This window comes from Lentzea sp. NPDC059081 (assembly GCF_042738015.1).
Classification (GTDB): Bacteria; Actinomycetota; Actinomycetes; order Mycobacteriales; family Pseudonocardiaceae; genus Lentzea.
The window spans coordinates 85,171-98,294 of the sequence record NZ_JBHYGW010000004.1; the positions used below are offsets into that span (position 1 = coordinate 85,171).

A 13,124-nucleotide genomic window follows, 5' to 3' on the forward strand; every position below is an offset into this window, starting at 1 on the left:
GCCGGCCCTTGCCCCCCCCCGCCGTCAGGTCCAGCGGGGGTGCTGGCCGGTGATGCCCCAGATCAGCTGCTCGATCGGGTCGGGGTCGGTCGTCCGCATGTCGACGACCGACCAGACGCGCAGGAACCCGGGCAGGTCGGGGTCCTCCCTGGTGCCGTCGAGGATCACCGGGATGACCCGGCGGCCCTTGTTCCGCGCGGACCAGTCGTTGATGAGCTCCATCTCGGCCTCGTGCCAGGGCCCGGGACCGGACGGGCCGATGAGCACGGCGGCGGACCGGCTCATCTCGATGCCCCTCGCCATCTCCCGCTGCCACCGGGAACCCGGCTGGATGTCGCGGATGTCGAGCCACGGCAGGATGCCGCGTGCTTCCAGCTCGGTGACGATCCGCAGGACCTGCGGCTTGTCCAGCACGTTGTGGCACAGGAAGACGTCGAAGTCGCGGGCCTCCCGCTTGCCCCGCAGCGTGGTGACCGCCACGTCGTGGTCGCGCTGGGCGTTGGCGTTGGAGTTCATCTCCGCGACGGCCGGTCCGACGTCGCCGACCACGTCCGGGCCGTCGGTCAGCGTGATGACGAAGTCGTCGCACTGCGGGCAGGTCATCTTCGTCTTGCCGCGGCCGATCCTGCCGAGCACCAGGTCCTCGGGGATCGTGTAGCGGCACAGCCCGCACCGGCGCACCCGGCGCGTCATCACCTCGCCGGCCCGCGACTCCAGGTGCTCGACGGCGTAGGCCTCGAACTGCTTGCGCACCAGCGGTCCCACGTGCTCGTCGTAGAACAGGGCGAGCTCGCCCTTGCCCTCCTCGACCTCGCGGATCGCGATGCCGCACATCAGGCCCGCGTCGGCCTTGTAGGTGGCGGAGTTGTGCCACATCTCGTGCTTCTCGAAGAACCGGGAGTGCGACAGCCGCACCGCGAGCGTCGAGTAGATCGAGTACAGGTGGCCGTCGAACGTGAACACGACGTCCTGGCCGGGTAACCGCGGCGCGTCAGGGCGTTCCCTGGTGAACTGCGACGGGAAGATCAGGTCCACCTCGCGGTCGGTGACCTCCTTCAACGCGATCTCCCGGCGCAGCAGCTCCTGCACGACGGCGTTGAGCAGGATCCGCTCCTGCTGCGGGTCGGTCAGCCGCTCGTCCTGGGGGATGCGGAAGTTCCCCTCCAGCGCGTCGTCCTCCTTGACGAACCCCAGCCCGTCGGGCTCGTCCTTGGCCGCCTGCACCAACGACGACGCGTAGGCGTCCAGCAGCTCCGGGCGCAGCAGCACGTAGTCGCCGTACGACATGCGCCGCACCACGCCGACGCTCTCCAGCTGGCCGATGCACGCGCTGAACCGGTCCGCCAGCTCGTCGAGGGCGGGCGCGTCCGGCTGCGTGCGGCGGAAGCTGCGCATCAGGTCGTCGACCGTGGACAGGATGCGGCCCTGCTGCTTCTCCTCGACGACGAAGTCCTTGATCGCCTCGAACAGCTCGTTCGAGCTGACCACCGGCAGCGCGTCCCAGTCGATGCCGTCGCGGACGGCGCGCACCAGGTCGTCGACTCCCCACCCCTCCTTGGCGCTCGTCTCGACGTAGCCGTCGAACCCGAGGGCCTGCACCGTCTCCTCGATCCGCTCCCTGCTCACGGCCGCCGTGCCGCGGTCGGCCCGCGCGGCGACGAGCAGCACGCGCATCGGGAGGGCGGCGGACCCGTCGAGCCGCCGCGCCTGCGCCAGCGCCCTGCTCCAGTACTGCACCCCGGCGAACGGGTCGGTCTCGCTGCGCGCGTCGAACACCACGAGCGCCACGGCCACCTCGTTGAGGTGCAGCTGGTGGACCATCCGGTAGCCGGGCTGGCCCGCGAGGTCCCAGAGCAGCGTCTCCCGCGTCCGCACCTCGCCGGACGGCTGGGTGGCGTAGGACTTCTCGAACGTCCACACGTTGCGGCCGTGCGTCGAGTCGGTCGGGGCGAACGGCTGCCCGCTCAGCACCAGGCCGAGTCCCGACTTGCCGACCCCGGTGTCGCCGACGAGCACGACCTTCGCGTTGGCGTAGCGCCGCGCGGTGCCGGCGGGGCCGATGCCGTTCAGCACCCGGTGGTCGAGTCGGACGACGTCGACACCGGTGCCGTCCTTGATCGCGAGCAGCGGCTCGGCGGGGTGGAACGCGAGGCCGCCGCGGCGTTCGACGACCTCCCGTTCCAGCGTGGCGACGCACTGCCAGTCGCCGCACCGCCAGATCCGGACGGTGTTGTCGGTCGACATCGACGCGAGGAAGTCGCCCTCCGGTGAGAACCGGGCGCAGACGATCGGCGCGGTGTGCTCCTGCAGCAGCGCGATCGCTTTGCCGGAGGGGAGGTCGTGGATGCGGATGCCAGCGTCACCGGGGAACGAGACGACGGCGAGCGCGTGCGTCCTGTCGACGAACGTCTCCACGGTGTCCCCGGCCAGGTACGCGGCCCAGACCGTGGTCAGGTCGGCGGCACCGGCCAGCCGCACCTCCCGCCGGTGCACCGCGAGGACGTGGCGGCCGTCGCGGGTCCACCGGGGCTTGGGCACGTAGAGGTTCGGGTGCTGGGGGAACTCCCTGAGCCGGGAGACCTCCTGCGTCCGGCCGGAACCGGCGTCGACGATCCTCAGCTCGACCGCGTCGATGACCGCGAGCGCGCTCCCGTCCGGCGACCAGCTGAGCCGGCCGCGCCGCGCCGAGCGCAGGTGCCGTTCCTCCCGGCCGTCGAACCCGATCAGCACGAGGTCGTGGGTGTCGGATTGACCGGTCTCGCCGGGCGCCTCCTTGCGGCGCAGCACCGCCGCCAGTGGCAGCGACGGGTGCCAGGCCACGTCGGAGACGCGCGGGTGGGACGTGACGGCACGGGCGTTGCCGGTGATGTCCCAGAACGTCATCGTGCCGGCGGAGATCGTGGTGAGCAGCCGTCCGTCGGAGGACCAGGTGACCTGCCCGATCGGCTTGTCGCCCAGGTCCCGCGCCCGGTGGACGAACTCGATCCCCGTCGACGGGCGGTCGTCCTCGTCCTCGGTGCCGCCGGGCGCGATGCTCTCCCTCAGCAGCGTCAGGTTGGTGGTGTAGAAGACGACGGCGTCCTGGTCGGGTGTGACGGGCAGGTACGCCACGTACCGGCCGGGACCGCGCAGCCTGCCCAGGCCCTCGACCAGCCGGTCCAGGGTCCGCACCAGCGCGCGCCGCCGTGCGGGGGCCAGGTCGGCGGCCAGCCTGGTGAGCATCGCCTGGACCGGCGGGCGTCCCCACAACGGCCGGTGCGACAGCAGTGCGAACAACAGCTCGTCGTCGGGCTCGGTCAGGACACCGAGCAGGAACGACGCGATCTGGTAGTCGCTCAGGGGGCCCGAGCGCTGCGGGTGTCCCCACACCCGCGGGACCCGGCGGTTGAGCGCGGTGAGGTCGGTGTGGAACTCGGCCTCGGAGATCCACTCGCGACCGCGGTTGAACATGCCCAGGGCCGCCACGGCGAGCGCCTCCGGCTCCACGCCCACCCGCTGCGCGCGGAGGTCGTTCAGCCGTTCCAGGAGCGCGCTCGTGCTCAGCTCGGCGGAGGTCTCCGGGACGGACGGGTCGGTCAGGTGGCGCGCCATGAGGAACAGCAGCAGCGGCTGCCGCGCCAGCGACTCGTGGGCGAGCAGGGTCTCCGCCCGCAGCGGCCGGCGCGGGGTGTCCGCCGTCGCCTGGTTCCACTGGCCCGTCCAGGCACGGGTCTGCGCCTCGTCGAACGGTTCCAGCCGCAGCACCGGGACGCCGTCCGGGATGAGCACCCTGCCCACCGACGACGTCCGCGAGGTGACCACGACGGCCACCGGGCGGTCCCGCGCGGCCTCGGTCCGCTGGAACCGCACGACCTCGGACAGGTAGTTGATGTTCGGCTGGGCGGCGAGCAGCTCGTCCAGGCCGTCGAGCAGGACGAGGGTCTCGTGCCCGGCGAGGTCGGCCCAGCTGACGCGGTCGCTGGTGAGGTAGCGCAGGGCGTTCTCGACCTGGCCGGCGACGGGCGCGTCCGGGTCGGCCTGCCCCAGCGGCACCCGGACGACGGCGAGGTCGCCGGTGGGCGGCACCGCGGCGAGCGTCCTGGTGGTGGCCGACTTGCCCGCGCCGGCGTCGCCGATCACCAGGATCGGCGCCCTGGTGGCCTGAGGGCTGCTCAGGTGGCCGGCGAGAGCGAGGGCGAGGTCGCGCCGCACCGGGGTCTCCGCCGCCCACCAGGTGGCGTCGGTCAGCCGTGCCGACGGACCGGCCTCCGCGGGGCGGAAGCTCGGGCTGACGTAGAGCCGGTCGATGCCGGGCAGGTGCGGCTCGCCCGCCAGCGGCTGGTGCAGCACCGCCAGGTTGGCGCTGTTCAAGCGGTCCAGTGGGGTGTCGCCGGACGGCCGGGTCCACGTCGACGACAACCAGTCCTGGGCACCGGTGCCGTCGTCGTCCGACCACACCGCGAACTCCGGCAGGTCGCTCGCGAGCGCCGCGAACGCCGTCGTGTACTCGACCGTCGTCGTGCGGGTGAACTCGTGCTCCAGCAGGGCTTCCGTCCGGTTGAACGGGTTCGCCCGGTGCAGTGCGCGGTGGACCCGTTCCGCGCGGTCGGCCGCCCACCGCGCGACGTCGGCGAGGTGGGCCTCGAACGCGCGGGTGGCGGACGGCAGCGGCATGTCGTCGGAGTAGAGGTAGGAGACGAACGAGTGGTCCTCCTGGTGCCAGTCGCGCGCGGCGGGGGCGCGCAGCTCCGGCTCGCGCGAGAGGACCGCGTTGACCCGGTTGAAGAACGTCAGCGCGACCGTCGCCGTGTGCACCGCGGAGACGAGGTCCACCCTGGACCGGCCGCGGGGTGCCGATCCCAGCTCCACGACCGCGCGCTTCCGCAGCGCCGCGACGTCGCCGGGCACCTGCCCACCGCCGGCCACCCAGCCGAAGACCCCGTGCATCGACCGCGACGGCTCGGTGCCGGTGAGGACGCCGCCGAGGTGCCGGTCCACCCGCTGCAGCCGTTCTGAGTCGCCCTGGCCGAGAACGAGCAAAGCGCCCCGGAGTGTCGTCGCGGCTGCGGCAGGCGGCATCAGCTCATGCTAGAGACCTCGTCCGTGTCCGAACGACCCTTCGCCTACGGCGTCACCCGGTCGTCGTGCATCGGTTCCTGCCGCGCGACGAGCACAGGACAGGACGCGTGGTGCAGCGCCGCCCGCGTGATCAACCCGACCCCGTCGTGCTGTCCGCCGCGACCCACCACGACGAGGTCGGAGTCCAGGGAGGCCAGCGCCTCGTGCGGGTGCCGCGACTCCACGACGACCTCCGGCGTCAGCTCCGGCGCCGTGGTGCGCAGGAACAGCACCGCGCGCCGGACGGCCGCCTCGTCACGCGGCACCGCGCCGCCGCGCCGGTCCGGCGGGTGCACGTGCAGCAGGCGCAAAGACGCCCGGCGGGTGCGGCACAGCTCGACCGCGCGCCGCAGCACGACCGGGTCCTCGCAGCCGCCGACGGCCGCGGTGACCCAGCCGTACTCGCCGCGGACGGCCGGGGGCCGCCCGCGCACCACCACGACCCCGCACCGGGCGCGCCGCAGCACCGGGAGGACGAGGGAGCCCAGCCCCAGCGCCCCGCGGTGCTGTTCTCCCCTGCACCCCAGGACCAGGGTCGCGCTGGAGTCCGACGCCCTCACCAGCGCGGCCACCGGGTCGTCCCCGCTCGGCCGGAAGTGGGCCGTGAGCATCGGGAGCCGTTCCAGGACCTTCTGGACCGTGGTGTCGCCGGGGTCCGCCAGGAACACCTGGAGGTCCGTCCGCAGCGACCACGCGTGCCGCGCCGCCCATTCGAACGCGTGGTACGCCGACTCGGACGTGTCGACACCGACCGTCACGGAACGACTGAAATCGGGGGACCAGAAGGAGAACCTCCTGGGTTCCACCGCCGTGGTTGTCCTCATTACCGCCTCCTGCGCCGCCTCCACCTCACCGCGCGTGCCCCGGAGGTCACAGGGCCGGAAGTCACGAAGGCGGCAGGAACTTGTGCGGCCGGACGGGCTCGCCGGGACGGACCAGCGCGGACGCCTACCCGATCGGCCCATCTCGGCTGATCATCACCCGTTCGCCAACGCGCCGGTCGCCCGCTGTCCGCACGCCGGTAGCCTCTTGCCCGTGCCTGCCAAGCTCGAGGGCAAGGTCGCGACCGCCCCGCCCCGCCCCAACGCCATCCGCCCTGCTTCCGTGGCCGCTCTCGCCGCGGTGGCCGACGTGCACCTGACCAGGCCAGCACATGCCGACGTCCAGGTGACGGGGGTGACGCTGCGTGCCCAGCACGTGGTCCCCGGTGACCTCTACGCCGCGCTGCCCGGCGCCCGCGCGCACGGTGCCGACTTCGCCGAGACGGCGCTCGCCAACGGTGCCGTCGCCGTGCTCACGGACGAGGCCGGTGCGGCCCGGGAGGCGCTCAAGGACGTGCCCGTGCTGATCCACCCGCGCCCGCGCGAGGTCGTCGGCCTGCTCGCCTCGCACGTCTACGGCCGCCCGTCGACCAAGATCCGGCTGTGGGGCGTCACCGGCACGTCCGGCAAGACCACCACCACGTACATGATCGAGTCCGTCCTGCGCGCCGCCGGCCGCAGCACCGGCCTGATCGGCACGGTCGGCACCCGCATCGGCGACGAGCAGCTGGAGAGCTCGCACACCACGCCGGAGGCGCCCGACCTGCAGGCGCTGTTCGCGGTGATGGCCGAGCGCGGCGTCACCGACGTGGCGATGGAGGTGTCGAGCCACGCGCTCGAACTGGGCCGCGTCGCCGCCACCGAGTTCGAGATCGGCGCGTTCACGAACCTCAGCCAGGACCACCTCGACTTCCACGCGTCGATGGAGGAGTACTTCGAGGTGAAGGCGCAGCTGTTCGACGGCCGCGCGCGCAAGGAGGTCGTCTGCGTCGACGGCGAGTGGGGTCCGCGGCTGGTCAAGGGCGCCACGATCACCGTCGCCACGACCAAGGCCGCCGACTGGACCGCGGGCGAGGTCGAGGTGAGCGCGACCGGGGAGCAGACGTTCACCGCGCACGGCCCCGGCGTCGGCATCGAGGTCCACCTGCCGCTCGCGGGCAGCTTCAACGTCGCGAACGCGCTGCTGGCCATCGCCTGCCTGCACGCCGAGGGCGTCCCGGCCGCCGCGATCACCGAGGGCCTGCGCGCGGTCCAGGTGCCCGGCCGCATGCAGCGCGTCGACGAGGGGCAGGACTTCACCGCCGTCGTCGACTACTCGCACAAGCCCGCCGCCGTCGCGCTCGCGCTGGACGCCGTGCGCGCGAAGACCGACGGCCGGGTGATCGTCGTGCTGGGCTGCGGAGGCGACCGCGACCGCGCCAAGCGCCCGCTGATGGGCGAGGCCGCGGCGGACCGGTCCGAGGTGTTGATCATCACCGATGACAACCCGAGGAGCGAAGACGCGTCCTCTATTCGGGCCGCCATGCTCGAGGGGGCCCTCGCCGCCGGGAACAGGGGCGAGGTGCTCGAGATCGGCGACCGGAAGCTCGCGATCGACAAGGCCGTCGAGCTCGCGCGTCCGGGCGACGTCGTCGTCGTCGCGGGCAAGGGACACGAGACGGGACAGGAGATCGCCGGAGTGGTCCACCCGTTCTCGGACGTCGAGACGCTGACCGCGGCGATCAGAAAGGCTCACCGTTGATCGCACTCACGCTCGCCGAGATCGCGAAGGTCGTCGGCGGACGGTTGCACGCAACCGACGGCTCGCCGGTGGTGACGGGCACCATCGAGTTCGACACCCGCAAGGTCACCGACGGCGGCCTCTTCCTGGCACTGCCCGGTGAGCGCGTGGACGGCCACGACTTCGCCGCCCAGGCCGTCGCGTCCGGTGCCGCCGGGGTGCTCGCGGGCCGCGAGGTCGACGCCCCGGCGGTGATCGCGCCGCCGGTGGAGACCAGGCACGGCAACGCCTACGTGCTCGCCGGCGACAAGTTCGGTGAAGGCGCCGCGGTGCTGGAGGCGCTGGCCAAGCTGGCCCGGTACGTCACGGACCGGCTCGCCGGCCTCACCACGATCGGCATCACCGGGTCGGCGGGCAAGACGTCGACGAAGGACCTGATCGCCCAGGTCCTGCGGCCGGTCGGCGAGGTCGTCGCGCCGCCGGAGTCGTTCAACAACGAGCTCGGCCACCCGTGGACCGCGCTGCGCTCGACCGAGGACACCCGCTTCCTCGTGCTGGAGCTGTCCGCGCGGGGCATCGGCCACATCGCGCACCTCTGCGAGATCGCGCCGCCGAAGTTCGGTGCCGTGCTCAACGTCGGCACCGCGCACCTCGGCGAGTTCGGTTCCCGCGAGGGGATCGCGCAGGGCAAGGGCGAGCTGGTCGAGTCGTTGCCGGAGGACGGCGTCGCCATCCTCAACGCCGACGACCCGCTGGTCGCGGGCATGGCGAGCCGCACCAAGGCCAAGGTCGTCCTGGTCGGCGAGAACCCGAGCGCCGACGTCCGCGCCGCGGACATCGAGCTCGACGAGCAGGCCCGCGCGAGCTTCACGCTGAAGACCGCGCGGGGCGACGCACGGGTCCAGCTCGCGCTGAACGGCTCGCACCACGTGAGCAACGCGCTGGTCGCCGCCGCCATCGCCCTCGAACTGGGCGCCACGCCCGACGAGGTCGCCCAGCGGCTCGGCAGCGCGCAGCGGGTGTCCGCGCACCGCATGGTCATCACCGACCGGGCGGACGGCGTGACGGTCGTCGACGACGCCTACAACGCGAACCCCGACTCGGTGCGAGCGGCGCTCAAGGCGCTCGCGACGATCTCGCGCGCCACCACGCCCGCCCGCCGCAGCTGGGCCGTCCTCGGCCCGATGGCGGAGATGGGCGACGACGCGGTGCGCGCGCACGACGAGATCGGGCGGCTGGTGGTGCGCCTGGACATCAGCAAGCTGGTCGTCGTCGGTGACGCGGCCCGCGCGATGCACCAGGGTGCGCACCTGGAAGGATCTTGGGGAGAGGAATCGGTCCTGGTGCCGGACGCGGACGCGGCGACGAAGCTGCTCCTGGGGGAAGTCCGGCCCGGTGACGTCGTGCTGGTCAAGGCATCCAACGCCTACCGCCTGTGGCGCATCGCCGAGGCCCTGCTGGAGGCAGGAACCAAGTGAAGAGCATCCTGATCGCGGCAGCGATCGCACTAGCGGTGTCGATCCTGCTGACGCCGTACCTGATCAAGATCTTCTCGCGCCAGGGCTTCGGTCAGGAGATCCGCGAGGACGGTCCGCAGCACCACAAGACCAAGCGCGGCACGCCGACCATGGGTGGTCTCGCCATCCTGGTCGCGATGTGGGCCGGGTACCTCGGCACGCACCTGGTGAACTCGATGTCGGCCTCGGCGTCCGGGCAGACCCCGACGGCGTCCGGCCTGCTCGTGCTGATGCTGACCACGTCCCTCGGCCTGGTCGGCTTCCTCGACGACTTCATCAAGATCCGCAAGGCGCGCAACCTGGGCCTGAACAAGACCGCGAAGCTGGTCGGCCAGTTCATCGCGACGATCACGTTCGCGATCCTGGTGATGCAGTTCCCGAACAAGGACGGCCTGACGCCCGCGTCGGTCAACCTGTCGTTCGTCCGCGACATCACCGTGGTCTCGTTCGGCGTCGTCGGCTTCGTCGTCTTCTGCTACGGCATGGTCGCCGCGTGGTCGAACGCCGTGAACCTGACCGACGGTCTCGACGGTCTCGCCGGCGGTTCGTCGGCGATGGTGTTCGGCACGTACGTGGTGATCTCGTTCTGGCAGTTCCGCTGGAGCTGCTCCAGCTACTCGGTCGCCGGCTGCTACGACGTGCGCGACCCGCTGGACCTCGCGGTGATCGCCGCCGCGGCGATGGCGGGCTGCATCGGCTTCCTCTGGTGGAACGCCGCTCCCGCGAAGATCTTCATGGGTGACACCGGGTCGCTCGCGCTCGGCGGTCTCGTCGCCGGTCTCGCGATCGCCACCCGCACCGAGCTGCTGATGATCGTCATCGGTGGCCTGTTCGTGGTCGAGGCCCTGTCGGTGGCGTTGCAGGTCGCGGTCTTCCGCACCTCACGACGGCGCCTGTTCCGCATGGCACCGTTCCACCACCACTTCGAGCTCGCCGGGTGGGCGGAGACCACGGTCATCATCCGGTTCTGGTTGATGGGCGGCATCTGCTGCATGTTCGGGCTCGGGGTCTTCTACAGCGAGTGGCTGACAGGCGGGTTCTAGCTATGACGAAGCTGGCCGGTTCACGGGTACTGGTCGCCGGTGCTGGAGTGACCGGCCGGTCCGCCGCCGAGGCGTTGCTCGCCGCGGGGGCGGAGGTCGTGGTGACGGACTCGTCGCCGGAGCGGCTCGCGGCGCTGGAGACGCTGCTCGAGGGCGTCGAGCTGGTGCCGGGGCTGACCGAACCGCCGGCCGGCACGTCCCTGGTCGTCACGAGCCCCGGCTGGCAGCCGTCGAGCCCGCTGCTCGCGGCCGCGTCGTCGGCGGGCATCGAGGTGATCGGCGAGGTCGAGCTGGCCTGGCGGATGGCGGCGGAGCTGGCCGACCCGCCGGTGTGGCTCGCGGTGACGGGCACCAACGGCAAGACCACGACGGTCGGCATGCTGGAGTCGATCCTGCACGCGGCCGGTGCGGACGCCGTGGCCTGCGGGAACGTCGGGCTGCCGGTCGTGGACGCGCTGCTGGCCGGACGCCGGGTGCTCGCCGTGGAGCTGTCGAGCTTCCAGCTGCACTGGGCGCCGTCGGTGACACCGCAGGCGGGCGCACTGCTCAACCTCGCGGAGGACCACCTCGACTGGCACGGCGGCATGGACGCCTACGCGCAGGCCAAGGCGCGGATCCTCACCGGTGAGGTGGCGATCGGCTGGCTCGACGACGACCTGGTCGCCGACCTGCTGGAGGCCTCGCCCGCGCGGGACCAGGTCGGGTTCACGCTGCACGAGCCGCAGGACGGCCAGCTGGGTGTGCGCGACGGCTGGCTCGTCGACCGGGCGTTCGCCGACGACGAGCCGTTGGTCGAGGTCGCGAAGATCCGTCCGGCGGGCCCTCCCGGCATCGCGGACGCGTTGGCCGCCACGGCTCTCGCCCGCGCCTACGGCGTTCCGTCGGAAGCGGTGCGCGAGGGCTTGGAGGCGTTCGAACCGGCGGCGCATCGAGCTGTGCTCGTGACCGTGGACGGCGACGACGTCCGGTACGTCAACGACTCGAAGGCGACGAACCCGCACGCCGCGGTGGCGTCGCTGCGCGCGTACGACAGCGTCGTCTGGATCGCGGGCGGACTGTTGAAGGGCGCGTCCGTCGAGGACATGGTGCGGACCGAGGCCCACCGGCTGAGGGGTGCCGTGCTCATCGGCGCCGACCGCGCGGTCATCGCCGAGGCACTGGCGAAGCACGCGCCGGACGTGCCGGTGCGCGTCGTCGACTCGGCCGGCGACGACCCGATGGACGTTGTCGTCCGTGCTGCCCGTGAGCTCGCGCAGCCCGGCGACACGGTGCTGCTCGCGCCTGCCGCCGCGTCGATGGACATGTTCACCGACTACGCCCATCGCGGGCAGGCGTTCGCGGACGCCGTCACGAGGCTGACGGGTGATCGGTAGGGTTCAGGGCGCGACACGCCCCAGGAATCCCCGTTCGAGCGCTTGACACAGGAGACGATGATCTGGTGACCGTCGTCGCCGACAAGCCGAGGAGCAAGCGGAAGGTTCGTCCCGCGGGCCGCATCGCGTCGTTGCGCAGCGGTATGACCTCGTGGCTGAGCCGCCCGCTCGCCGACTTCCACCTCCTGCTCGCGATCTTCGGCATGCTCACCGTGCTGGGCCTGGTGATGGTGCTGTCGGCGTCGGCGCCGGGACAGGTCGCGTCGGGCGTGTCCGCGTACAGCGTGTTCCAGCGCCAGCTGATCTACGTCTGCATCGGCGCGGTGCTGTTCTGGATCATGCTCCGCTTCCCGTTGCGCAAGCTCCGGCACGCGTCGACGGCCGCGATGGGCATCGGCGTCGTGCTGCTGATGCTCGTGCTGACGCCGCTCGGCGACGTGCGCGGCGGCGCGCGGTCGTGGTTCACGCTCGGGCCGATCTCGTTCCAGCCGATCGAGGCGGTGAAGCTTGCGCTGGCGTTGTGGGGCGCGCACGTCCTGGTCACCAAGCGCGCGCTGCTGTCGCAGTACCGGCACCTGCTGGTGCCCGTCGTGCCGGTCGCGATGCTGGTGTTCGCGCTGGTCATGCTGCAGCCCGACCTCGGCGGCACGATCACGCTCGGCGTGGTGCTGATCAGCCTGCTGTGGTTCGTCGGCGCGCCGATGCGGTTGTTCGGCGTGATCGCCGGCGGCGCGGTGGCCGGTGCGGTCGTGCTCGCGATCGGTGCCGCGTACCGGCTCAAACGCGTGACGTCGTTCCTCGACCCGAACGCCGACCCGCTGGGCGCGGGTCTGCAGGCCAGGCAGGCGATGTTCGCGCTCGCCGAGGGCGGCTGGTTCGGCAAGGGCCTCGCGCGGGGCAGCTCGCAGTGGCGGTACCTGCCCAACGTCGAGTCGGACTTCATCTTCGCGGTCATCGGCGAGGAGCTCGGGTTCATCGGCTGCGCGCTGGTGCTGGTGCTGTTCGGCATGCTCGCGTGGGTCGGCCTGCGGGTGGCCGCGCGCAACACCGACCCGTGGATCCGGATCGTGGCCGCGACGCTGACCGTGTGGCTGGTCGCGCAGGCCGCGATCAACATCGGCTACGTCGTGCGGCTGCTGCCCGTCACGGGCATCACGCTGCCGATGATCTCCTCCGGCGGCACGTCGATCGTCACGACGATGGTGGTGTTCGGCATCCTCGCGAACTGCGCGCGGCACGAGCCGGACGCCGTGTCGGCGCTGCGCTCGCTCGGTCCCGGCCGGGTCGGCGGGCTGCTCAAGCTGCCCGCGCCCGAGGCGTACCGGCCGCCGCCCAAGCGCAAGCCGGTCCGCCCGACCTCGCCGCCCCGCGCACCGGGACGGCGCACGCAGCAACTTCCGGTGGTCGACGAACGTCGTATGGCAGGGCGGTCCGCTCCGCCCAGCGAGTACCGTCGCCGCGAAACGCGCCGGGTGAACCAGAACCGTTCCGAGCCTGGCCGGTCGACCCGCGGTCGCGGGCGATGACAACCGACTCGATTTGTTGAGCTGATA

General features: G+C 72.1%; 7 protein-coding genes. 5 read left to right on the forward strand and 2 right to left on the reverse strand.

All coding sequences use genetic code 11. The annotated features are described in order from the left end of the window. Nucleotides 1-24 precede the first annotated feature (24 nt). Nucleotides 25-5,058, reverse strand: a complete 5,034-nt coding sequence (locus ACFWV3_RS10915; protein WP_382410653.1) for a TIR domain-containing protein — start codon at nucleotides 5,056-5,058, stop codon at nucleotides 25-27. A 44-nt stretch (nucleotides 5,059-5,102) separates the two neighbouring features. After that, nucleotides 5,103-5,855 (reverse strand): universal stress protein, encoded by a 753-nt coding sequence (locus ACFWV3_RS10920; RefSeq protein WP_382410655.1) that lies wholly within the window; start codon nucleotides 5,853-5,855, stop codon nucleotides 5,103-5,105. A 277-nt stretch (nucleotides 5,856-6,132) separates the two neighbouring features. On the opposite strand from ACFWV3_RS10920, the gene ACFWV3_RS10925 reads away from it, so the two are divergent. The 5 genes from ACFWV3_RS10925 to ftsW all read left to right on the forward strand — a co-directional run bounded on the left by ACFWV3_RS10925 (nucleotide 6,133) and on the right by ftsW (nucleotide 13,097). Beyond that, nucleotides 6,133-7,659: a UDP-N-acetylmuramoyl-L-alanyl-D-glutamate--2,6-diaminopimelate ligase gene (locus tag ACFWV3_RS10925; protein ID WP_382410657.1), complete on the forward strand. Its 1,527-nt coding sequence runs from the start codon at nucleotides 6,133-6,135 to the stop codon at nucleotides 7,657-7,659. Then, nucleotides 7,656-9,116 carry a UDP-N-acetylmuramoyl-tripeptide--D-alanyl-D-alanine ligase gene (gene murF / locus ACFWV3_RS10930; RefSeq protein ID WP_382410659.1) on the forward strand — a complete coding sequence of 487 codons (1,461 nt, stop codon included), beginning with the start codon at nucleotides 7,656-7,658 and terminating at the stop codon, nucleotides 9,114-9,116. Before ACFWV3_RS10925 ends, murF begins: the two co-directional genes overlap by 4 nt. Beyond that, nucleotides 9,113-10,198, forward strand: coding sequence for a phospho-N-acetylmuramoyl-pentapeptide-transferase (gene mraY, locus ACFWV3_RS10935; protein ID WP_382410661.1), 1,086 nt, complete (start codon nucleotides 9,113-9,115; stop codon nucleotides 10,196-10,198). The genes murF and mraY overlap by 4 nt, the downstream gene beginning before the upstream one ends. Nucleotides 10,199-10,200: 2 nt before the next feature. Further along, nucleotides 10,201-11,571, forward strand: coding sequence for a UDP-N-acetylmuramoyl-L-alanine--D-glutamate ligase (gene murD / locus ACFWV3_RS10940; protein WP_382410663.1), 1,371 nt, complete (start codon nucleotides 10,201-10,203; stop codon nucleotides 11,569-11,571). A 65-nt stretch (nucleotides 11,572-11,636) separates the two neighbouring features. After that, nucleotides 11,637-13,097 (forward strand): putative lipid II flippase FtsW, encoded by a 1,461-nt coding sequence (gene ftsW, locus ACFWV3_RS10945; protein ID WP_382410665.1) that lies wholly within the window; start codon nucleotides 11,637-11,639, stop codon nucleotides 13,095-13,097. The last annotated feature ends 27 nt before the right edge of the window (nucleotides 13,098-13,124 follow it).